The following is a 23664-nucleotide window of genomic DNA, read 5'->3' on the forward strand; positions in this document are numbered from 1 at the left end:
ACAAATCATATCTATTAATAATCTTTATACTCCCTGTGTAGGGGAAGAACCCGCAGAATTAAACCACAGTTTGACAAAACATTAGGTGTTCTGTATTAAAAAGGACACCCTTTTGATGCCCTTTCTTTTAATTAAACATTATTCATATTGCCATCTATAGCCTTCAGAAGGCTTCCTATCCCCTCTACAAAACCTTGCAATGCAAGATTTAGAAACCCCTGTCTTTCTAGAAGCTTCAGCCACAGACTTATATTCAGACAAAATACGTCCATCTAAAGCCATTTTAATTACAGTTTTCCTTCTCTTATCTTTTAAATTCATCGGAATAGAATAAGAATAAGACCAATAGTAACTCTTGCAAGTTTTATTTTGACCTAAACATGCATTACTTATTGATGTCTTAGCTGCACTAACTGCATTAGCTGCACTTTCTAAGCAGTCATATTTAGCAATTAAGCTTCCATCTTCAATGGAATATTGATAAATAGTTTTTTGGATACCACCGCCACTATCGCTGTTTAAGCCATTAGTTCTACTATCATACCGTATTATATACTCTTTTTCCTTCTGAGCCAACTCATCAGTAGTACTAGCAGTATCAATCTGAGTCCAAGTGAAAGCATCGGGACCATAAGTCCCGATAGCTTCTTGAAATTGACCTTTCTCACCTCTATTTGCCCGTTCTTGGTGGTCAAGTTTACGTTGATGGATACTATTTTTAGTTGCACCTATATAAACTTCTCCTGTTAACTTATTTTGGGCTTTATAAATTACATTAATTTTCTTCTTTTCCTTCATCATCATCACTACATTTATTTGATTTGTATTTTCCTTTCTTTGGGTTACTAATTTTTTTCTCTTTAACCAGTTCACTCAAATAATATTTAACTTGCCTTTCCTTTATTGTAAGGGAAGTTGTGAAATGACGAACTAATTGTGCCGTTTCAAAAGCAGTACAAGTATTTGAGTCAAAATATTGGATAATTTTATCTCTGTTATCATCTACTCGTCTTCTATCTGACCTGTTAAGAATTTCACCTTCGTCTGCATCTCCATAGCATTCCAACCATGTTTCTGATGAAATACTAAACTCATTTACTTTTTCATTATCATCTGGAGCATACCTAAAGAAAATATCTTTTAAATATCTAACCCCTTTACTGGTTCTATTTATGCCTAAGGCAAAATCAGATTCTTGCGCAAATACAGAACTCCCTTTTATACTATCCATTACTAAAGGCTTATCATACATTTTAGGCGTATGGTGTATACATATTAATGTAACTCCTAGATCGTAACAGATATTCCTGAGCCTTTGCATGACTTTTTCAGCATCAGAACTATCCTCAAGTTTACCTGGATTCATTCTTGTGATACTATCTATGAATACGACTTCTGCTCCTGAATCTTTAATTAAATGCTTTAGTTCAGTCCAATCTTTATCACTTAAAATTCGGCTTTGAAAATCCAACCCTTGATACATGTAATTATCATCAACAAGTTTTTTTTGTACGTCATTCAAAGTATTATATTGAATCTTATTGCGTTCAGCTCGATTTTCCCAAAACTCTTCTAAACCAACAAAGAGTATCTTTTTTGGTTTGCCATCAAGTTCATATCCAAAAAACTCCTTTGCTCCGTAAGCCAATTTCATAGCTAAATTTTCACAAAAAATGGTTTTACCACTTTTACTCGGCCCAAAGACCAATCCAAATGACTTTTCTTTTATACCATGCCATAAAAATTTTGGTTTTGGTCTTGTTTTTAATTCCTTCAATACTTCTTTAAATGTCAAATGCCCTTTATCATTTAATGATTTTTTAATCATTGTTCAAAATTTATAATAAACCAACACTATTGTGGTTTTTCTATTGCGAAATTGATTATTATTTTAGACAAATATGGATACAAAAAAACGTATCCACCTAAAGTTCAATGTATTCAGTATGTTGCAAAAAAAAGAGGCTAAATGCCTCTTACCTTTTTATATGTATTTTTAATTATATTGATGAACTGAAGAAGTCCTTATCAAATTTTTCATTTAAAGCTTTTATAGATTCTTTAGGAGAAGCATGCCCATTGATGAATTTATTTGCCTGAATTCGAGAATTTGACATTTGATGATATTTAGCTTTATCAAAATACTCACAATAATCATCTAAAAACCTAAATAAATCTGGATGTGTGATTCCAGATATAACATTTTTATCATACATGGATTGAAATAACCAAATAACCTGATTCTTGTTCAGCTTAAACTTTAACTTGTCACTAATTTGGAAATCTTCTGATTTAAAATTTGATGAAAAATCATAAAGTTTTTCACAAAACTGTATTATCAAAGCCTTATCCTTAGCTTCAAAATCTGAGCTTTGATTTAAGTAGGTAATTAAATCATTGATTTTTTTTAATTGATTTTTTTTAAATCCCTCAATGCTTTCTGAAGTATAAACACCCTTTCTATCTAATTCTTTTATGAATTTCGAACAATATTCATCAAAAGATATATTTAGCGCCTTATCAAATTCTTCATAAAAATTTATGGTTTCTATTTCATATTCTAAATCTACTACCTCTCGCTCAAAACCAAATTCATCATGAAATGTTCTTTTTGATTTACCAACAACAACTTCAGCTTGAATATTGGATTCATTTAAATCTAGTGTCGGGGTTTCACCATTATTAACAATTTCCTTATGGCGGATGTCATTTAACAAAAAATCCTTTTTAATTATATTTATTTCTTTTTGTGTTTTTGGGATTCCTTGGTTTAATTCTATTAATAAAAGTCTATTTTCCATTAAAGTTAGGTTTGCGCATATAATGCATACAATGCAATTACAATATATTAATAAAAGTACCAATTAATTTATATAAGTAAAACAATGATTTTACATTAGTAAATTTCATTTTAGCCATAGTATTTTAATGTCAGTAATTATTATTCTTTCAAAAATTAGTCAAAAACTACCTCTTTTAGATAAGCATGCGTAAAAAGCCAAGTTATAAACTCAACTTCTTACCATACTTTTCCAATGCGCAAATAACTTTTTCTCAGTAGTTTTATGATTATAGAGCCAAAACCGTCTCAGAAAATATTCTAATTTTCATAGAAAAATAGAATAAAAAGATACAGCATAATGCTCTTCATCATTTATTTAGTTAAAATGTCAAAATGATGTGTATGGTAGTTTTTACCATCTATACAGAACACAATCCTGCCCTCGTAAGTAATTTTTAATTCTGTGCAGGAAACTGTTTGATGTTTCCTTAAGACACCAACTTCCTGTAACACCTTCAACTTAAAGGGTGTTTGTAGTTTAATAATTCTATTTTGACCGTTAACCACGTAAATAATGTGTGGCGAGCAATATTTCAAAAGCTCAATCAGATGCTTATTGCTCATGTTTTAAAAATAATTTTATTGATAAACGCTACATAATAATATCCTTCAAAAGGAAATAATTATCTTCTTGATTTTTCAAGGCCGCTCTTAAATGATTAACAAACTCATAAGTATTGCTATTTCTGCTTAAGAAGTTATCTATATAATTACTCTTCGTGCTTTCTGTAAAGAGGTTGTACAAATTCCATAGGTTTATATAACCATCATCATCTGCCCTAAAATGCTCATCATCTATGTGGTTTTTGACAATGGTGTTGATTTGTGAATCCGTGATATTTAAATCAAACACCCCTTGCTTTTTGTCTTTTCTTAAATGATTATAGATTTTCATCTTGCCTAACAAGTGGGCCATCTGTTCATCGTTAATAATGAAATCCTTTAGATTTCTCATATTATCAACATGCTCTTCTCGTTTGTAGTTTAAAAACAGTTCTTGCGTTTTAGATTTTAGCTCGTCTACACTACTTACTCTTAAATCATCTTTTAGCCCATCTGTAGCGATACACAAATTACAGCACACCATATTTTTAAAACCGATAAAGATTTTAAACCTTTCGATGGTTTTCTTGGAAAATAGGTTTTGCTCAGAGTACGAACGAACACCACCAACGGTTAGATTAAGCTTCTGGTTGTTGATGTAAGTATGAACATGAGGTATTTCTAACATAAAAGCCAAACGCTCGTAATAAATGGTTTTCTCGTGCTCCAATAATTCCTTTGCTGGTTTGCCTATTGCAGAAGGAATACGTCCTTTAATAACATGACTGGTTCTAATATTAGGCATCATAACTGTTCCTTCTGGAAATAGTTGCTGTGCTGTTTCTCTCACTGCGCTTATAAACTCAAAATGCGGTATGGTGCTCTCGTTATCTTTAGCAAAAACAGGAATTGTGCAATCCTGTCTTAGATGTGATAAGCTCACCTGTTCTGTGTTAGCCTCTATAAAATTTCCTTGTGATATAGTAACATCATCTTCTGATATAACTTGACTACTTATGTTGTTATTAACTGTTCTGATCAATTCCATTTTGTTGATTTTTAGATTGTTGATTAATTATCTGTGAGTTTGGTATTACTTGAGATGCTGCATTTTCAATAGCCTTCTTTCTTATGAGAATCGTATCCTTGATTTTAGTTTGATAGCTCGGGTACTTTATGTAGATGTGGCGTAATCCTTCAACTGTGGTACATGCAAAAATCTCTTTAGCTATTGTTGCAAGTATTTCTTGTTCTGTCTTATCGTTATTGCACCAGTTAACTAGTAGTTTTCCTGTTCCGCTTGTTATCTTAAATTCTGGCTTTCCAGAGAATAGATTTGTACGATCCTTAGATGCTATTACTAAATGGTTGTCATTTATAATTTCAAAGCAAGTGGTCATTTCGAAATCTAGACCTTCGCGAGTTATATCCTTCAATCCCACCTTAACAACTTTGGTTTTACCATTAGCATCCTTATCCATGGAATAATCTATTTTCTTTCTTACTGTTGTAATAACATGGCAAGTTGATGCTAATATTGCATCAATAAATGCTTGATGCCTGGGACTTACGCGACTCCAGTCTTGGAACCTTCCACCTAGTTGTTCATGGATTTGGAGGCATCCACCCTTTCCGTTCCATTCATGTGTGATTGAATCAATAATTATTACTTCCATCGAAGCTTTTTCACATGTTTTAAGAGCCTCAATATATCTTTCTGGAGAATACGGAGCTTCCAGGTTTAGAGTGTTGTATTCGCCAAGTGCAGCATAGAGATTTGCTGAGCCATTTTCAGTGTCTATTACTGCTATTTTAGACCAATCATTGGTCATTCCAAACGCCATTAATAGGGCTGAGTAGCTCTTACCAAATCCACTTGGACTCGATATTCCTATTCTTAATTTTACTCGTTGTTTTTGAGCTTTTTGTAAATTCATTATAATTCGTATTTAAAATTTTAGTTAATAAAAAAGGGTCATATTCCATTTTGGAATAAAACCCTTACTCGAAAAAGTTGAATTGGCGACTACATCACTAATTCTTGCTCAATTACTTGTTCTGAAAATTCAGCAAGTGATTCTGCAGATTTACTAACAGTTACACCATCTCGGTCTGAAACAAGAAGTATATCAGTAGCTTCAAGGTCAAACACATAATTAGTTTTCCTGTAAACAGGTGCGCCAAGATGAGTGATTATTTCACCCTCAGTGCCTTTGCGCTTTGGTTCCTGTCCTTCATAAAAAGGCTCTAAGCTTTCAGTAACAACTACTTTTCCTTCGATAGGATAAGGTGCGTCCTCAATAAGAATTGCCTCCATAGCCTTCGCATCCAACTCATTAAGGGTTATGAATGCTGACCTGTTTGCAAAGGACATGAACCCATTATTTATTACAGGCGCACGCTGGTCTACACGTACTTTACCAAAAGTTTCCCCTTCAGTATTTTCAAAATAAGTAACAATTGCACCAGTTACGGGGTGAGCCTTTATAATTGGCTTGTTTGAAAGAACATTGGATTTATCCATGATTTCAAATGATTTAAATTAAGTTGTTTTGAAGGCACAACATTTGCCTGAAAGTAAACTGATTACTCCCAAAGCATAAAAAGAGTTGAGCGTGAAGTTTTGGTTTTTTTAATGAGTTAGCAGGAAGGTAAGATTGGCGACGTTTTTGGACTAATTAAACATCCCTTTTTAAAATTTCATGACATGAATTGTGGTACCCCAAGTGCCCAATTTATTAAAAAGGGAGGGGGTGCCTGTGGTATTATGTTGTGTTCGACTATGAAAACAATTTAAAAAAAAATTTAAAAAAAATAAAATTCTCGTGAATACTGCCCCATGATTAGTATAGTAGAAAATAAAAAGGGGTTTTTGGAATTACAGTAGATTCATCTTTTCATTTATACTATTCCATTAAATAACACCTGTTAAAAAATGGACATATTTTATAGTTTCTTATATATAGAGTAAACCTGAAATATAAAATATGTCCATAAATTTACAGATGAATACTCATTTGCTATCTAGTTGTTTCTTCGCGGTTGTTCTTTATTATTAATAAATTATTGTTTTTCAGCGTAATGCATGTGCCTTCAATGACTTTTAATTCTTTCTGGAGACTATTTATCATTTAGCTTTATAAAGCCATAAATGGCTAATCCACCAACTACTAATATGCCTAATGCTTTTATGCTGTTGCCAACTCCATCACCAAAGCTATGCCCGTCCATCATCCCTGTAAAGCCCCATAGACAAAGAAAAAAAGCAATTATTCCTATAAAAGCACATCCATTATTGTTGCTTTCTTTTTTCATTATTTAATGAAAGTGTATTAAAATTTAAATTTTGTTGCTTTTTTGCCACCTAACCTCCTTATATCAATCATTTCAATTTCAAATTCATAAATGTTTTGTTTTTTATTTTCATGTTTTTCAAGAAGCTCTTCATTTAAATGATTAATATGCTCCATACTACCAGCTTGAAATACTTCAGTTTTAACAATTTTATTAGAATTTGAACTATTCTTGATCAAAGAGGCGGAGGCTTTAAATAAATATTGGTCTTTAGTATACTCCACTTTTAGCCCTCCATCAATATTATTGCCTGATATCAAATACATTATATTGCGCTTACTCATATCATATTTTAATGCAGGATTAGACTCAGATAATTTATACCCTTCTTCTTCCTTATCCTTGAATAAGGTCAAAAATAATTCAGCGATCTTACTAGAATCTGTTGTATTGCCGCTTATTTTTATTGAATGTGGTAGCTTATCTGAATTTCTGATTACAACTGGCTTTCCAATTAATTCACCTTTTGTTGTATAGAGTGTGATTTCATTTTCACCATATTTTTTCACAAGCTCATCTACTTTGTTTTGTGTGTGCCCAAATACACTAAAAATTAAAATGAACATTATCATCATAGTTGTTTTCATATTGCTTCTTTTTAAATTTGAAATGCACTTATGATTAACCATTTTCATCATTGTAATTGATATTCTTTAGCATTGTAATTATAAATAACTATACTACTTTCTCCACTCATAATTTCAAAATCATTTTCCTTTTCATTTGGACTTGGATAATTACCATCTCTATCCCCTCGAATAGCTGCTAATTGGATATAAACAGCCGTAGGGCCATTATTAGTAATGGTAAAAACTGGATTGTTTGAGTTATCAAAAATTACTGTAAGCTTGTCTAATAAGGCGGTAATAGTTTTGGTTTGTTCAACTGGATTTCCTTGAGTTGGTGAATGGTTTGCTTTTACAAAAATATTGTCGCTACTACTACTTCCAAAGTCATTTGCAACATATATAACTTCATGCTTATAGTTAATAGTATCATTCTCTGTTTGACCAGAATCATCATCACTACAAGAGCTTAGAATAACTCCTATTAACAGGAGTATTAAAAATTTACATTTTTTCATAATATTAAGTTTTGTTAAGTTCAGCCTTGGGGAGACTAATTATTAATTTTAGATGCACTTTCCCATGGTACAAAATTGTTTATAAGGACTCTATTTTCTTTATGGGAATCCTCAATTTAGGGCTTTTTATATGCCCTAAAGTTAATTAAATTATTAGTATTGCGGTCTTACGTCCGCATTAAATCCTGTGGCAATCTATTCTTTTGTTACATGGTTGACGTAAACAAAAGGATATGTAATTATATTGCTTTGGAATGGATAAGCTCTAGTAAGTCCAATCGGAGTTTTGCTCTTGACCATAATATTGACGAAAAGACTGTTAGAAAGATTATCCAAGAAGATGGTTACAGAATTCCTGTTAAAACACTTCAAAAAATATGTGATGCTAGAGAAATAAGATTATCTCAATTTTTTGAATTGCTAAATTTATAATAGGAGACCTCTCTAATTTCCAATTGAAAGTTGGCAACTTGACCTCGACAACTTTGACAGATTATTTATAGCTTTTTAAATGGTACCTTGATATGGGCACTATATTTATCTAATTCTATTCCATGTTTAAAACTTCGAACTTCAATAATTTTATTCTCTACTGATCCGTACACTAATTCCAAGTAGAATTTATCAACGGCATAAAATTTATGCTTATATGATTGAAATAATTACTCATTTTTACTTTTAACATAAAATTTGATGAAATGAAAAAATTAAAATTTGAAGATTTACCAAAAGCAATGGAATTAGCACTTGAAAAACTGACAACCATAGAACATCAATTAAATGATTTAAAACTATACTTTCAGCCTAAAGAACCAGTTGAACTAATGACCAGAAATGAAGTAACTGAATATTTAAAAATAAATATGACCACTTTATGGAATTGGACAAATAAAAGAAAACTTACAGCATATGGGATTGGAGCTAGGGTTTATTATAAAAGAAGTGAGATAGAGAAATCCATTATTAGATTTAAAAAATAATGAGTTTAATCTATGATTTATTTGTAAGAAAGTGATTATATTAGCAATGATTCTTAATAATTCAATTAAACACCATATAAATCAACACATATCCGTCTAAATTGGCATAATATTAAGTATTCAATAAATCATATAACTAAGTTGTATGCAATGCAAAAAAAAGCACTATGGAATCTAACTCTGCAATAGTTTCAGGAAGAACTTTATTGATAAGTGTAGGAATTGAAGAATATCTGCGAACGTCTGATTTTAGTAAAGTTAGATACGCAAATAAAGATGCATCTGAATTAAAAAAAGCATTTGAAATTGATTCAACAATAGACGAGAACGAAATTGTACTTCTAATAAATCAACAAGCGACAAAATCTACAATTAAAAAAGAACTTGAAAAGATAACTCAAAAAGCAACTAAATTTGATAGAATAATATTCTTTTTTGCTGGACACGGTGCATATTCAGAAGGACAAAATTGGATAGTCCCTTTTGATGCTTATAAAACAGACATTACGAATACTGGAATTTCAATTAAAGAAATACTATCTCTTTTTAGAAAGTCGGACTGCAAAAGAAATATTATGTTCTTCGATTGCTGTCACAGCGGATTTGAACTTGGAGAAGATGAAAGGAATTTAAATTCTGCATTCGAAATAGAAGATTTACTTTACCTCTATAAAGATGAGGAATATTGTTCTGGATTTGCATCATCAAAATCAACAGAGACTTCTGTTTCTAATGATGTTTTACGTAATGGAGTTTGGTCGAGTTTTTTAATTAGGGCTTTAACTGGTAAAGCAAATAATAAAATTTATGAAGATGGTATTTTGTTTAACGATAATCTACAGGATTTTCTAAATAAAAATGTCAAAGATTTTGTTAAGAGAAATACTACTGACAGAAAAGACCAAACACCCACTTGTTTTGGCAATTTTACAAATCGCTTTCCAATTATCAACATTAACCCAATTATAGAGCAGAAGCTTATTTCACAATCTTACTCAAATATTTCTTTTAAACGAATATCAATGTTAAGTGAAGAAAGAGGAGATGTTAAAAGTTTAAACGGTTTTATAAAAGGTAAACATAAAGTACCTAATTATAAAAACTCAACAACCGAAGATTTTATAAAATCCTGTAGTTTAAGAGAAATATTCGAAGATATTGGAGAAATTACAGACTCAATAAAAAAATTAAATTATAAAAGAAAGGAAGTGGAAACCAATATTGAAAACGGCTTTGCTTCTATTTCAACACCTGATTTTACTTACTTTATTAATATTGAACAATTGGACGAAGAACCAAGCGAATACATTTTAACACGCACTTTAGAAGAATTCAAAGATTCCCAAATAATTGATTCCGATAAATTTAATTCGATTTTTGAAAAATCTTTCGATGAATTAAAATTTGACTTATCTAAATCTATAGATATAGAAAACCTTATTGACCACATAGAAGATTTAGAAAACGATAAAATCAAAGTAGATTTTGACCACAATAATCTTAATTGGTGTAAGATAAACATCGAAGGATTAGAGTATGATATTGTAGTAGAACCAAATTCGATTTCAATTACATACTACCGAATGACTAGTCCTTTTAACTTAATTAAAGCATTTGAAAAAACCCATAATACTCTATTAAACACACCTGAATTAAAAATACTTGAATAAGCAATGCATACAACAAAGAACTGAGTTAAAAAACAAGCAATATTAGGCTAATTTAGAAACAAAGTTTTCATCATAAGGTCTTCCAGATTTTGCAATAGCAAATGCCTGCTTTAATAACTTATTTGCTACAGCAATTAATGCTAATTTTTTGCTTTTTCCTTTATTAACTAATCTTTCATAAATTTCTCTACAAGCCTTGTTATGCTTACAGGCTGAAAAAGCGCATAGAAACAGTAGATTTCTCAGCTTCTTGTTACCAACCTTGCTTATTCTACTTCGACCTCTTACGCTACTACCGGATAATCTTATAGTTGGAGTAATCCCAACATAACTGCATAGCTGCGATGCTGTCTCAAACTTCTTAAAGCCATCAGTTACTACTATTAAAAACAAGGCAGTCTTTACTCCCATACCTGGGATACTGTTTAATAATGTTAATTGATATTGTTGGTCTTGTTTCACTAAAGCTAATAGGCGTTCCTCGATCGCGGCAATCTCCTTTTTTAAATGCTTTACATGACGCTTTAATGAACGATATACAAACTTTGAAGGTATTCCTAAAGTTTCTTCCCCATGAAGTTTATTCTTTGATGCCGTACTCTGTTTTATGTAACTATCTAGTAATCTAAAGAGCTGCAAGCATTCGCTCTGGACTTCATTTAAAGCTGTGTAAAGAGGAACACCATTCATTTGTCCATACTCACAAATAGCTTTAGCATCACTCTTATCTGTCTTTACTTTGGCCAACTTCATCTGGATAAAGCGTTTTACTGACAGCGGATTCACAACAGATACACAAACTCCTGACTTGAATAAAAACTGAGCTAAACGGTAATGATAATAGCCTGTTGCTTCCATGACTACTAATGCGCCTTTTGACACATAATTTAAAAAGCTTTTAAATCCTCTCTCATCATTTTTAAACTGGGTGTGACCTGTTTGGGAACCATAAACATCAAAGACATCTTTACTAATGTCTAATCCATAAATTTCACTATATTTATTCATAAGAACTGTATTTGGAAAGAACGAGCTACTGACGTTTCAACAACTTGAAATCGAGATCTAAGGTCTCACAGAACTGAACGAAATCTTAGTAGTAAAAGAGAGAGGGTTATCAATGTTGTCGAAGTCTAGGCTTCACCGTATATACTAATCTTATTTCTCTCTTTTGTTCTTTCTATTAGTTATCTAATTTAATGAAAGACAAACTTAAGCAGTATATAAGCTATGGCTTGGCCTGTCGTCACTTGGAAAATCCTGCGGATTTTCAAAAGCCAGTTTTTATCAGGAAAGTCTGTGCCGAGTCACGCCACAGCTCATATACATCACCGTTGCCAGTAATTTAAAAACTCACAATATCAATAAATTCTTAATGATTAAGAAACTAAAAGACAAATTAAATAAAATCGAAAAATGGGAATTTTTAGGTTTTATATTTAACATACTTATATTTTTAATTGGATTTGGGGCTAGTGGAATATATTTAGTTGTAACTGGTTTTAATGGATCAAGCTATATATCAATAATCATTGGCATTCTTTTAGCTTCAATAGGTTTTGGTCACATATTCACTCAATACTTAGATAGATTTAAATTGTTGAATTACATAATGTATATTCCAGCAATTATAATCGGAGGTTTAGCTTTAATCACTATAGTCGGATTTGCTCTTTTACCATTTTCACCTGGAATAAACTTAAACATCGATTTAGGAATTTTAATATTAAAAGATGGTTTTGTTCGATTTGCACTTATAATTTTGGATTGTGTGCTAGCTTATAAAATGTTTAGGTATCTTAAAACTAAGATTAAAACAAAAAAACGGATTTAAATACTCATAAAATACTGAAAATAAAAAAAACTACTAGTAACACAGTATATAAAAAATTGCTAGTTTTAGTTAAACCAATGTTAGTTGCTCGTTTGCTAGCTTCTGATTTTCCTTCGGAAAATCCTCGCACACAAACACGCAACTTTCCATATACCAAACGTTAGCAACAATTAAAAAAAAACATGAGAGACGAATTCAAATACGAATTAATAGATAATCCTGTTTCATTCATTTGCTCTAAATGGATGTTGGATAGAACGCCTTTTATTTTCGGTGAAGACAGGATAAAATATATTGAGTGGAAAGAACAACTTGCTGAAAAACTTCAGGTGGATAGTAAATCTATGGTCTTTACTGGAAGTTCAAGTTGTGGTTTTAGCTTAAATCCAAATAAAAATTATCGTCAATTTCACGAGGATTCGGATATTGATATTGCTATTATTTCCGGATATCATTTTGACATAGCTTGGAAGACTTTAAGAAATTTAGGAACAAAACGTTTCGACCTAAATAGCGTCCAACAAAATAGCCTAAAAGAGCACGTTAACCGTTTAATTTATTGGGGAACTATTGCAACAGACAAAATATTAGAAATACTTCCATTCGGTAAAGAATGGACATTGCATTTACTTGATATGGAAAAGGTTGACCCAATAAATAATAAAACAATAAATATTAGAATTTATAAAGATTATGAGTCTCTGCGAGCATATCATATAAACAACATAACAAATTTAAGAACTCAACTCTTCGAGAATGAATAAAATGACAAATTTTTTAAACACAACAAACAGAAATGTGGCTTGGTTCAAAGGAGCTTTTGACCGAGGAGAATTGGATATGAAACCGCCTTTTCAACGAAACCCAGTTTGGGTGACGAAACAAAAAAGCTATCTAATAGACACTATATTAAATGAATATCCAATTCCAGAAATTTATATGCAGGAAACTGTGGATGAAAAAGGTAAAGCAAAATATATTATTGTGGATGGGCAACAAAGAACACGAGCAATGTTGGAATTTCTTGAAGGTAAATATTGCATTAACGCCAAGGAAAGTCCAGATTTTGCCGATATGTATTTTGAAGATTTAACCACAGACCAAAAAAAGACAATTTTTCAATACAATTTTGTAATTCGAGTTTTACCTGACATTCCAGACCCTCAATTGAGAGAAATATTTCAAAGATTAAATAAAAATGTTGTTTCGCTTAATAAACAAGAATTGCGACAAGCCACATATTGGGGGCCTTTTATAAAAACAATGAATACATTATCTGATAAAGATTATTGGAGCAAAATTGATGTTTTTACAGCCAACGATATCAGAAGAATGATTGATGTAGAATTTATTAGCGAATTGGCAATTTTTTATATGCACGGCTTCCAAAACAAAAAGGACAATTTAGATAAGTATTATGCACTTTATGAAGAAGAGTTTGAAAACAGTAAAGAGGTAATGGAAACTTTTGACACAGTAAATGGAGAAATTCTTAAGATTCTACCAGAAATAAATAATACAAGATGGAGTAAAAAAGCCGATTTTTATACATTATTTGGATTCTTTGCAAAACAAAAAGATGAACTTCCACTATCTAAAGATAAAAGAGAAATGGCAAGAAATAAGCTTTTAGAATTCGCAGAAGAGATTAACTACTTTGTAAAAACCGACAAAGGTGATGAGGAAGTAAGTTACAATCCAGAAACCAAAGAATATGGAAGAGGAATTAGAGCAACAACAGATTCAGGAAGTCGAAAAGTTAGAGAAAATGCCCTAAATATAAAACTCGAAGGGCTTTGGGAATAATAACTGGTGCTAACAATATATATATAAATAGCGAAAATCCTTGCTAACACTATGGTTTAGGCGTTTTTGGGAAGTCGTAAAATTTAAAAATTCGGCTTGAATATCATCCGAAAGGTTATCGCCTATTTTCAGAGCTACCTTTCATATACGGGGCCGTTTGAAATATAAAAAAATATGACTGAAATTTTATATAAATATAGAAGTCTTGATAATTTCAAGAATTTTGTAGATATTATTCTTAAAAATAGACTTTTCGCAGCTCCATATAAAGATCTGAATGATCCAATGGAAGGTCAATATTATTATAGAACTGGAGAATTAAATAGAAACATTCGGAGTAAGTTAACTGAAGAAAAAGGCAAACTAAGATTATGTTCGCTATCAAGGGTGAATAATAATGAATTAATGTGGTCTCATTACACAAATGGACAAAGAGGAGTTGCAATTGGATTAAGAATTAATGATGATAAATATACAGTTAGACCAATAGTATATAATGGACTTGCTTCAATACAAAATCAAAATTATAATGACCAGACTGCAATCGAGATTCTCAGTCATAAGTTAGCTGTTTGGAGTTATGAACGAGAGGAAAGAGTTTTTATCCGAGATAAACATTTTGTAAATATTCAAGTTGTCGAGATTATTTTGGGGAGAAGTATGAGTACTCCTGATATTAGTTTAATAAAAGATTTAGTGGAAAAAATTAATCCAGATATCCAAATTATTAGAGCTCAAGAAATTATGAATGATTAAAAAACTGCACACAACAAAGTCGAATATAAATAATTGCTATTTTCAATATGACTAAAGGGAAGCTAACTACTTCCCTTTAACCTATTCACCTCCCTTCAATCTATTCATTTCCAGACTAATCTTTTTCTGTACCACCTTTCCATAACTATCCTGTGTAATCTTCATACTAGAATGACCAAGTAGTTCAGAAACTATTTCCATAGGAACATCATTATAAAGCAAAACTGTACTTGCAAAAGTTCTTCTAGCCATGTGTGTAGTTAACCTCTTTTCTATACCAACTAAATCAGCTATTTCCTTTAGATAAGAATTATAACGCTGATTGCTTATTCTAGGAAAAATGTAAGTATCACCATTTTGGTAATTCTCTAAAACCTCTAGTGCTTTTGGCAATAATGGTATAGACAGCTCCTTAGAGGTCTTCTCACGCTTCATCTTAATCCACAAATTGCCATCAAAACCTTTAACAATATTGGATTGCTTTAAGCTCATTAGCTCATTATAAGGCAACCCTGTATAACAAGAAAACACAAACAATTCCTTGATGAATTGCAACCTAGATTGCATAAACTCATGTTGTTCTAATAAAACTAATTCTTCAGGAGATAAAAACACCACTTCTGTTCTAACCGTTTTAGTTTTATAAAGTATAAATGGGTCTTTATCTAAGTAGTTTTCAGCCAAAGCAGTTCTAACTACTCTTCTAAACCGTTGTAAAGATTTATTAATAGTAATTTGTTTTTGATTCTTTTCAACTTTTAAGTAATATTCAAAATCATATAGAAATTGTAATTCTAACTTTTTTAGTGGATAATCATTAGTTTTAAACTGCCATTTTATAAATGACTTTACATCCTTTTTTATGTAGTTAAACTTACTCCATGTTACTTGTTTTATGTCAATATTTATAAGCGTTTTAAGCTTCTTTAAGTAACGTTCAAAGAACTCAACTATATTGTATTCTTTTTGTGTTTTAACGCCCTTATACAAGCTGTAAATATCATCAACATTAAAAGCTTCCTCTTTAACTTGAAGCAATAAAAAAGCCCTATTAATTTTTGTTTTAATAAGGCTTAGTTGGCTGTTGATATATTCAGAATCTGGTTCTGGTGGCTTAACGGATTGTTGTTTGCTGTTCCAGTTTGCTGAGTTAATGAATAGTCCTGATGAAATTTGTTTTCTTTTACCACCATATGTTATTCTAACTAAAATAGAAACTTTGTTATCAGCACGTTTTCTATTTTTATATAATATAAATCGGATATTAATTTTTTGTATTGTCATTTTAATTAATTTTAGTTAAAAATTAGGAATATTTTATGATTAGGCATTCGCAAAGCACCAACCCTTATAATCCAACAAAAGATGAAAAATTTATTGAATACTTTCTGGAAAATGAAGGCATTAAATTCATGCCTCAAGTGCGTATAAACAATTTAAAAGGAGATGAGAAGTATGCTTATAGAGACGTAGATTTTTACCTTCCTAGATTAAAAATTTATGTAGAATATTATGGGTGGTATAACAAAAGTAAGATTAATAGATCCGAATATGACTTAAAAACTAATGTCTATATAAATAATAGCATTCCAACAGTTATAATATATCCACACGAACTCGGATACCTAGATTATGCATTTCATGTAAAATTATTGAAGCTAATGAGGATACCTAAGTTTAAAAATTCTTTAGCTCTATTTAGATATAAGGTTAGTCGATATCTCTATAATGGGAAAGGTTATTTTTTCTTTTTGTCGTTGCTATCTTTTATAATAGGTGCTGCGGCATTAATGCAGTCAACTCATAATGGAGGTTTCTTTTTTATAATATATGTGCTTGGGTTTAGTATTGGGGTTGGTTTGTTTGTTCATTTTTTAAGGAATTTATATTTAATATTTTTTAAGGATTATTAAGTGTTACCTTTTTAGAATATAATGTTACCTAATAGCATGCCTTTTTCTACCAAATAAGTTGGCAACTTGGCATTTTATATAAAATGCAATTAATGCAGTAAATGCAAGTATTATAAGAAAAGCATATAAAAACAAAAAAGTCCAACATTTCTGTTGAACTTTTTTTGCTCCTTCTCTTGGGCTCGAACCAAGGACCCTCTGATTAACAGTCAGATGCTCTAACCAACTGAGCTAAGAAGGAATGTTATATTCGCCTTAGCGAGCGCAAATATATATATATTTTTAATTACTGCAAACAATATTTTTAAAAAATTTAATTAAAAATCGCTTTAAAAATATCATTCCCGTTTGCAAATAGAACTAAAGCTATTAATATAAAGAATCCTACCATTTGGGCATACTCCATAAACTTATCTCCTGGTTTTCTACCAGACACCATTTCATACAGCAAAAACATAACGTGTCCGCCATCTAAAGCAGGTATTGGTAATAAATTTAAAACCCCTAGCATGATTGATAAAAAAGCTGTTAAGCCCCAAAAAGCTGCCCAATTCCATACTGGAGGGAACATATTCCCAATGGCAGCAAAACCACCTAATTGTGAAGCGCCCTTTTTTGTAAATATATATTTAAACTGAGCAAAATAGTCAACTATAGTCCAGTATCCTAATGAAAATCCTTTACTTACACTCTCTGTAAAAGAATAATCTTTATGACGATACGTAATATAATCGGCATCGGTAGACTGTAAAACTACACCAATTTTTGAATCTTTATCAGGTGTAATAACAACATCCTTTGTAGTATTATCTCTTTCAATGGTAAGCTTTACTTCGGCATTTTCAACATTTCTGTTTTTTATAAAATAATGATAGTCTGTGTCATAGCTTATATTATTTCCATTTACAGCAATAATTTTATCATCTTTTAACAAACCTGCTTTATCCGCTGGAAAATCGGGTATTATAGAATCTACAATAAAGGGTGCTCTGGCTTTAAAAGCACTAGTATCTCCATTTTCAAACATTTTGGTTCCAATACCTTCGGGTATAGCTATATCTAAAATAGATCCATCTTGTCGTTCAACTTTTATAGACTTAATCGTTCTAAACATTAAGTTAGAATTAATACTAGAAATTTCTTCTATTGGAACGCCATCGGCACTAATAATTTTATCTCCTTGTTTAAAACCAATATCTTCCATGGTTTTAGTAATACCATAACCATACTTAACATCATCTTTTAAAGAATAATTGGTTCCCCAAGTAAATACTATAAAAATATAGATTACAAAAGCCAAAATAAAATTAACCGTTACACCACCTAACATAATAATTAAACGCTGCCATGCTGGTTTAGATCGAAACTCCCAAGGTTGTGGTTCTTGCGCCATTTGCTCGGTATCCATACTCTCATCAATCATTCCCGAAATTTTAACATAACCTCCTAATGGCAACCAACCAATACCGTAAACAGTATCTCCTATTTTCTTTTTAAAGAGTGAAAATTTCACATCAAAAAATAAGTAAAACTTTTCAACTCTTGTTTTGAATAATTTAGCAGGAATAAAGTGTCCTAACTCATGTAAAACAACTAATATTGATAGGCTCAACAATAATTGAGCTCCTTTTATTAAAAATACTGACATCTACAATTTTTTTATAATCGCACAAAAGTAAGCTTTTCACATCATTTAGAAAACTTATTAAAATTAATAGCTAGTTTTTTAACACCGATTTATTAATTACACCTTGGCTAGTATCTAATTGTACAAAAAGTACTCCTGAAGAAAATGAAGCAACATTAATTTTTTGTGTCCACTGTGTTTGATATAATAATTGTCCAAATATGTTAAATATTTTTATTTGATTAACCTCTATGTTGTCTGGTTTAGTTATGGTGAAGTTATCTTGAGCTGGATTTGGATATAGTAGAAAATTATTCTCAATCTCAGATTTATTATTTGCTAGCGTTACTGTATTGTTTTTTGAAATTAAGTCTGCTTCGGGATCAAACTGAATAGAAGCTACAGTAAAATTAACCGAATTAAAAAAGTCTTCTTGATTCACTGTATTATTTAATGTTATATCGAGCGTCTCCCCTAAAGCACCTATAAGCCTTAAAGGTACTGGAGCTTCAAAATAAGAAACTGAAGGATCACTTTGTGTTTGAGAAATTTGAATATGAACTTGGTTAACCGATGGTTGATTCCATTCAATAGTATAACTAGGATACCCTTCTTTATATAACCAATTGTTAAAAAATGCTGTTAAGTTTTCGCCACTTGCTGCTTCCATAATAGGTATAAAATCTTCTGTCTTAGCATAGCTATAAGCATAGTTAACATTACTTAAATAGTTTTTAATGCCTTGAAAAAAATTATTATCACCTATTTTCTTTCTTAACATATGCAAAACCATAGCGCCTTTATTATAAGTTAATCGGCTACTAAATATCCTGTTAACATTTGTTGTATCTGTATCTGTAAGATATACTGCGCCGTCTAGCAAAGATGTAATGGATATGTTTCGTTGTTCTTTCCATGTTGTAAAAGCAGTATTCCCATCAAGATTTTCTATAGTTAATCCAGATAAATAGGTTGCAAAGCCTTCATTAAGCCAAATATCTTTCCAACTACCACAAGTAATTTTATCTCCAAACCATTGATGCGCTAGCTCATGAGCAATTAAATTACGACCAAAACTACCCATAAACGAAACGGTTGTATGTTCCATTGCTCCTCCCCATCCAAATTGTGCATGACCATATTTTTCGTTTGCAAAAGGATATTCTTCAAATAAATTAGAATACAAATTCATAATATCTACAGTAATGGGAGTGCTTGCTTGGGCCGAACTTAAATTTTCCGGATACACATAATTTACGATATCAAAAGGATTTCCACTATTGTCTACCGTATGCGAATAAACTTCATAATTTGTTACCGCTATCGCTATTAAATACGCAGGAATGGCATAACGATGTTTAAAATGAGTGGTTTTATTTATTCCGTTAATAATCTGACTTTGCTCTAATCCATTAGACACAGCAACATATTCTTCATTAGATGGATTAAACCTTGGTGTTGTTATATATACGTCTAAAGAATCTGATTTATCATTTAAATCTTGCTTACAAGGCCACCAACCTTTTGCGCCATAAGGCTCTGAAAGTGTCCAGATAATAGGGTCTCCAGCATGTGTACTTTGTTCAAAAGAACCAAAACCAGAACTTATTGGGTTACCTGAATAACTTATGGTTAAGGAATCTAATACACCCATATTCTGAATAGCAGATAATGTAATAACCAATTCATCATCTGTATTTTGAATAAATGACAGGGTATTTCCTCTTTGTTTAACTTGAGAAACCGTCATATTATCTGCTAAATCGAAAGTAACGTTACTTAAATTTTCTTTCGCTTCAAAATAAGTAGTTACATCTCCAGTTATAAATGCTATTGATGGATCTAAAGTAAATTCTAATCGGTGATATTTTATATTATAATTGCCTGTGTTAACATTTGCTTTTTGAAGCATTTTCTTTGAGGCAGACTTTGCTTCTAAATCTCTTATAGTTTTTAATGTGTCTTCGAACTCTTGTCCAAAAAAACTTAAAGTAAATAAGCAACATACTACCAATAAAAATACTTTCATTTTTGTGTGTTTTTAATAGCTTTTCTAAGAATTCTTTTCAACTAAAAATACTGCTTTATTAGTTATGTGTCGTATTTTTGCATTCAATCTTATAATTAATCTTTAAAATTATATATAAATGCTTTCTTTTTTTAAAGACTACAAAAAATTTGCTATTGTTTTTGCCATCATTTCTATCATTATTGTTACCCTAATATATAATACTTTAAATGTTTACCAACCGTTACCTATTTACCAGCCAACCATGGTAAGTACAGAATTGGTAGACAGTACCATTCAATATCAAAAAAAATATCATAAAATAGCCGATTTTTCACTTACCAATCAAAACGGAAAGACTATTACCCAAGACGATTATAAGAATAAAATTTATGTGGCCGATTTCTTTTTTACGACCTGCCAAACCATTTGCCCAATTATGACAGACCATATGGTCGATATCCAAAAAGCAATTTTAAATGATGATGAAGTCATGCTTCTCTCGCACTCAGTAACTCCAAAAATTGATTCGGTTGCTCAACTAAAACGTTACGCTATAAAAAAGGGTGTTAACGATAAAAAATGGAATTTAGTTACGGGTGATAAAAAACAAATTTATGAATTAGCACGAAAAAGTTACCTCGCAGTTAAAACTTTTGGTGATGGTGGTACTTTTGACATGATACACACCGAAAACTTTATGCTTATTGATAAAAAACGACAAATTCGCGGTTTTTATGATGGCACTAATACTGAAGACATAGAAAGACTTCTAGAAGATATAAAAATTCTAAAAGAAGAATATCTACAATAGTTTTATCTACAATTTTTTTAGGCTAAATTTTTACATTACTTTTGTTTCTTTAAAATCAATCTAAATAAGCTTGCAAGACACATTAGCAAATTTAAACCGAGGAGAACGTGCCATTATCACTGATGTTTCGTCTATTCATATTCCATTAAAACTCTTAGAAATGGGTTGTTTACCTGGCAATTCTGTTGAACTTGTACAACTAGCTCCATTTCAAGACCCTATGTATTTAAATATTAATGGGTCGCATGTGGCTATTAGAAAAGAAACTGCTATTCATATTTTAATTGAAAAAATAGATGAGTAAGCAAATAAACGTCGCCCTAATAGGAAACCCCAATACTGGAAAAACTTCTGTTTTTAACGCCCTTACTGGTTTAAACCAAAAAGTAGGCAATTATCCTGGTATTACAGTTGAAAAAAAGGAAGGTATTTGCAAATTACCACGCGGTGTAAAAGCCCATATTATTGATTTACCTGGTACTTACAGTTTAAACGCTTCATCATTAGATGAAAATGTGGTTATCGAACTCCTTTTAAATAAAAATGATAAAGATTTTCCCGATGTTGCCGTTGTTGTAAGTGATGTTGAAAATTTAAAAAGAAACCTGCTTCTCTTCACCCAAATTAAAGATTTAGAGATCCCTACACTGCTTGTAATTAACATGGCAGACCGTATGAGGTATAAAGGTATTTCATTAGATATTCCTTACCTAGAAGAACAGCTCCAAACTAAAATTGCATTAATAAGTACAAGAAAAAACGAAGGCATTGATAATTTAAAAAACCTTATTACTAATTATAAAGAGATCTCGGTAACACCTTGTTTAAATGCCTTTGAAATTGATAAAGATTATTTTGAAAATTTACGAAAAGCATTTCCTAATCAACTTATATACAAACTTTGGTTAGTTATCACTCAGGATGTAAACTTTGGAAAAACCGACAGAAATGAAATTGATGCTATAGCCAGTTTTAAAACTAAAAGTAAAGCCGATTTAAAACGATTACAGCAAAAAGAAACTATTAAACGTTACCAATTTATAAACAATGCGCTTAAAAAAGGGCAAACCATTGATGCTTCTCAAGCTAAAGATTTACGCACAAAACTCGATCGCGTTTTAACACACAAAGTTTGGGGCTATCTTATTTTTGGAGTTATTCTACTTACTATTTTTCAAGCTATATACGACTGGTCTAGCGTTCCTATGGATTATATAGATAATGCTTTTGCTTCGCTAAGTGAATGGGTAAAAAACAACTTACCTCAAGGTGATTTTACCAATTTATTAGCAGAAGGTATTATTCCAGGACTTGGAGGCATTGTTATTTTTATTCCTCAAATTGCCTTTTTATTCTTGTTTATTTCAGTTCTAGAAGAAAGTGGTTATATGAGTCGCGTGGTCTTTTTAATGGACAGAATTATGCGTCGTTTTGGTTTAAGCGGAAAAAGTGTTGTTCCCCTTATTTCTGGTACAGCATGTGCTATTCCAGCTATTATGGCAACTCGTAACATTGAAAGCTGGAAAGAGCGGTTAATCACTATTTTAGTAACACCTTTTACAACCTGTTCTGCAAGACTACCAGTATATTTAATTATCATATCGCTAATAATTCCGGAAGGGCGATTTCTAGGATTAAGCTATCAAGCTTTAACCTTGATGTTTTTGTATCTAATAGGTTTTTTAACTGCCGTTTTTTCAGCAGCAATTTTAAATAAAATATTAAAACTTAAAAGCAAAACTTTTTTTGTAGTTGAAATGCCAAATTACAAACTACCGCTATTTAAAAATGTGGCATTAACAGTTATTGAAAAAACAAAAGCGTTTATTTTTGGTGCAGGAAAAATTATTCTTGCCATCTCTATTGTGCTTTGGTTTTTAGCCTCTTATGGTCCAGGTGACAATTTTAATGATGCAGAAAATATTATTAAAACGGAATACGCTTCACAACAATTAACCGACGAAGAAATACAGCAACATATTGCGTCTTATAAATTAGAACATTCCTTTATTGGTATTACAGGTCGCGCCATTGAACCTGCTATAAGACCTTTGGGTTACGATTGGAAAATTGGTATTGCTATTGTAAGTAGTTTTGCTGCTCGCGAAGTATTTGTTGGAACCTTAGCGACTATTTATAGTGTTGGAAATGATGATGAAGCCACCATAAAAAACCGAATGGCCGCAGAAATTAATCCTATTTTAGGAGGCCCTTTATTTACGTTCGCTTCTGGTATTTCATTGCTCTTGTTTTATGCTTTTGCTATGCAATGTATGAGTACATTAGCTATTGTAAAGCGAGAAACTAACAGCTGGAAATGGCCAATTTTACAATTAGTTATTATGAGTAGCTTCGCTTATATTGTTGCTTTAATTGCATTCCAATTTTTGAAATAATTTAGTCATCTCCTTTGTGATACAATAATGTTATGAA

The 23664-nt window shown here is 31.2% G+C and carries 24 protein-coding genes and 1 tRNA gene; 11 read left to right on the forward strand and 14 right to left on the reverse strand.

What is annotated here, in order from left to right; translation table 11 throughout:
- Positions 1-138: 138 nt before the first annotated feature.
- From RHP49_06225 to RHP49_06265, 9 genes are all read right to left on the reverse strand, one after another.
- Complete coding sequence (locus RHP49_06225) at positions 139-801, reverse strand: NUMOD1 domain-containing DNA-binding protein (protein ID WNH13850.1); 663 nt, start codon at positions 799-801, stop codon at positions 139-141.
- Complete coding sequence (locus tag RHP49_06230; protein ID WNH13851.1) at positions 776-1828, reverse strand: AAA family ATPase; 1053 nt, start codon at positions 1826-1828, stop codon at positions 776-778. The genes RHP49_06225 and RHP49_06230 overlap by 26 nt, the downstream gene beginning before the upstream one ends.
- 172 nt (positions 1829-2000) lie before the next feature.
- Complete coding sequence (locus tag RHP49_06235) at positions 2001-2801, reverse strand: hypothetical protein (protein WNH13852.1); 801 nt, start codon at positions 2799-2801, stop codon at positions 2001-2003.
- 633 nt (positions 2802-3434) lie between these two features.
- Complete coding sequence (locus RHP49_06240) at positions 3435-4433, reverse strand: DUF3871 family protein (GenBank protein WNH13853.1); 999 nt, start codon at positions 4431-4433, stop codon at positions 3435-3437.
- Positions 4411-5322: an AAA family ATPase gene (locus RHP49_06245; protein ID WNH13854.1), complete on the reverse strand. Its 912-nt coding sequence runs from the start codon at positions 5320-5322 to the stop codon at positions 4411-4413. Before RHP49_06245 ends, RHP49_06240 begins: the two co-directional genes overlap by 23 nt.
- A gap of 89 nt (positions 5323-5411) precedes the next feature.
- On the reverse strand, positions 5412-5909 hold the full coding sequence (locus RHP49_06250) for a hypothetical protein (GenBank protein ID WNH13855.1): 498 nt from the start codon (positions 5907-5909) through the stop codon (positions 5412-5414).
- A gap of 596 nt (positions 5910-6505) precedes the next feature.
- Positions 6506-6700 carry a hypothetical protein gene (locus RHP49_06255; protein WNH13856.1) on the reverse strand — a complete coding sequence of 65 codons (195 nt, stop codon included), beginning with the start codon at positions 6698-6700 and terminating at the stop codon, positions 6506-6508.
- A gap of 17 nt (positions 6701-6717) precedes the next feature.
- Positions 6718-7326 carry a hypothetical protein gene (locus tag RHP49_06260; GenBank protein ID WNH13857.1) on the reverse strand — a complete coding sequence of 203 codons (609 nt, stop codon included), beginning with the start codon at positions 7324-7326 and terminating at the stop codon, positions 6718-6720.
- A 47-nt stretch (positions 7327-7373) separates the two neighbouring features.
- Positions 7374-7823, reverse strand: a complete 450-nt coding sequence (locus RHP49_06265) for a hypothetical protein (protein ID WNH13858.1) — start codon at positions 7821-7823, stop codon at positions 7374-7376.
- A 249-nt stretch (positions 7824-8072) separates the two neighbouring features.
- Between RHP49_06265 and RHP49_06270 the strand changes: the two genes are divergently transcribed.
- The 3 genes from RHP49_06270 to RHP49_06280 all read left to right on the forward strand — a co-directional run bounded on the left by RHP49_06270 (position 8073) and on the right by RHP49_06280 (position 10473).
- A complete protein-coding gene (locus tag RHP49_06270) occupies positions 8073-8255 on the forward strand; it encodes a helix-turn-helix domain-containing protein (protein ID WNH13859.1) in 183 nt (60 codons plus the stop codon).
- A 266-nt stretch (positions 8256-8521) separates the two neighbouring features.
- A complete protein-coding gene (locus tag RHP49_06275) occupies positions 8522-8803 on the forward strand; it encodes a helix-turn-helix domain-containing protein (protein ID WNH13860.1) in 282 nt (93 codons plus the stop codon).
- Between the two features lie 167 nt (positions 8804-8970).
- A complete protein-coding gene (locus tag RHP49_06280; protein WNH13861.1) occupies positions 8971-10473 on the forward strand; it encodes a caspase family protein in 1503 nt (500 codons plus the stop codon).
- Positions 10474-10515: 42 nt separating this feature from the next.
- Here RHP49_06280 and RHP49_06285 read toward each other — a convergent pair whose 3' ends face one another.
- Positions 10516-11481, reverse strand: a complete 966-nt coding sequence (locus RHP49_06285; protein WNH13862.1) for an IS110 family transposase — start codon at positions 11479-11481, stop codon at positions 10516-10518.
- Between the two features lie 367 nt (positions 11482-11848).
- Between RHP49_06285 and RHP49_06290 the strand changes: the two genes are divergently transcribed.
- The 4 genes from RHP49_06290 to RHP49_06305 all read left to right on the forward strand — a co-directional run bounded on the left by RHP49_06290 (position 11849) and on the right by RHP49_06305 (position 14869).
- Complete coding sequence (locus RHP49_06290) at positions 11849-12307, forward strand: hypothetical protein (GenBank protein ID WNH13863.1); 459 nt, start codon at positions 11849-11851, stop codon at positions 12305-12307.
- 182 nt (positions 12308-12489) lie between these two features.
- A complete protein-coding gene (locus RHP49_06295) occupies positions 12490-13071 on the forward strand; it encodes a hypothetical protein (GenBank protein ID WNH13864.1) in 582 nt (193 codons plus the stop codon).
- Positions 13064-14113 (forward strand): DUF262 domain-containing protein, encoded by a 1050-nt coding sequence (locus RHP49_06300; protein WNH13865.1) that lies wholly within the window; start codon positions 13064-13066, stop codon positions 14111-14113. Before RHP49_06295 ends, RHP49_06300 begins: the two co-directional genes overlap by 8 nt.
- A 174-nt stretch (positions 14114-14287) precedes the next feature.
- On the forward strand, positions 14288-14869 hold the full coding sequence (locus RHP49_06305) for a DUF2971 domain-containing protein (GenBank protein WNH13866.1): 582 nt from the start codon (positions 14288-14290) through the stop codon (positions 14867-14869).
- A gap of 81 nt (positions 14870-14950) precedes the next feature.
- Here RHP49_06305 and RHP49_06310 read toward each other — a convergent pair whose 3' ends face one another.
- The gene (locus RHP49_06310; GenBank protein WNH13867.1) at positions 14951-16153 is read right to left on the reverse strand and encodes a site-specific integrase; all 1203 of its coding nucleotides are present in this window, start codon (positions 16151-16153) and stop codon (positions 14951-14953) included.
- Between the two features lie 35 nt (positions 16154-16188).
- On the opposite strand from RHP49_06310, the gene RHP49_06315 reads away from it, so the two are divergent.
- Complete coding sequence (locus tag RHP49_06315; protein WNH13868.1) at positions 16189-16782, forward strand: hypothetical protein; 594 nt, start codon at positions 16189-16191, stop codon at positions 16780-16782.
- A 167-nt stretch (positions 16783-16949) separates the two neighbouring features.
- Here RHP49_06315 and RHP49_06320 read toward each other — a convergent pair.
- The 3 genes from RHP49_06320 to RHP49_06330 all read right to left on the reverse strand — a co-directional run bounded on the left by RHP49_06320 (position 16950) and on the right by RHP49_06330 (position 20438).
- Positions 16950-17023 (reverse strand) — tRNA-Asn (locus tag RHP49_06320).
- A 72-nt stretch (positions 17024-17095) separates the two neighbouring features.
- A complete protein-coding gene (rseP, locus tag RHP49_06325) occupies positions 17096-18430 on the reverse strand; it encodes an RIP metalloprotease RseP (GenBank protein WNH13869.1) in 1335 nt (444 codons plus the stop codon).
- Between the two features lie 70 nt (positions 18431-18500).
- Complete coding sequence (locus RHP49_06330; GenBank protein WNH13870.1) at positions 18501-20438, reverse strand: M1 family aminopeptidase; 1938 nt, start codon at positions 20436-20438, stop codon at positions 18501-18503.
- 118 nt (positions 20439-20556) lie between these two features.
- Here RHP49_06330 and RHP49_06335 point away from each other — a divergent pair, with 118 nt between their 5' ends.
- The 3 genes from RHP49_06335 to feoB all read left to right on the forward strand — a co-directional run bounded on the left by RHP49_06335 (position 20557) and on the right by feoB (position 23627).
- A complete protein-coding gene (locus RHP49_06335) occupies positions 20557-21231 on the forward strand; it encodes an SCO family protein (protein WNH13871.1) in 675 nt (224 codons plus the stop codon).
- Between the two features lie 70 nt (positions 21232-21301).
- A complete protein-coding gene (locus tag RHP49_06340; protein WNH13872.1) occupies positions 21302-21535 on the forward strand; it encodes a FeoA family protein in 234 nt (77 codons plus the stop codon).
- Entirely contained in the window at positions 21528-23627 is a 2100-nt protein-coding gene (gene feoB, locus RHP49_06345) for a ferrous iron transport protein B (GenBank protein WNH13873.1), read from the forward strand. Before RHP49_06340 ends, feoB begins: the two co-directional genes overlap by 8 nt.
- Positions 23628-23664: the final 37 nt, after the last annotated feature.

The organism is Flavobacteriaceae bacterium HL-DH10 (assembly GCA_031826515.1).
Lineage (GTDB): Bacteria > Bacteroidota > Bacteroidia > Flavobacteriales > Flavobacteriaceae > Thalassobellus > Thalassobellus suaedae.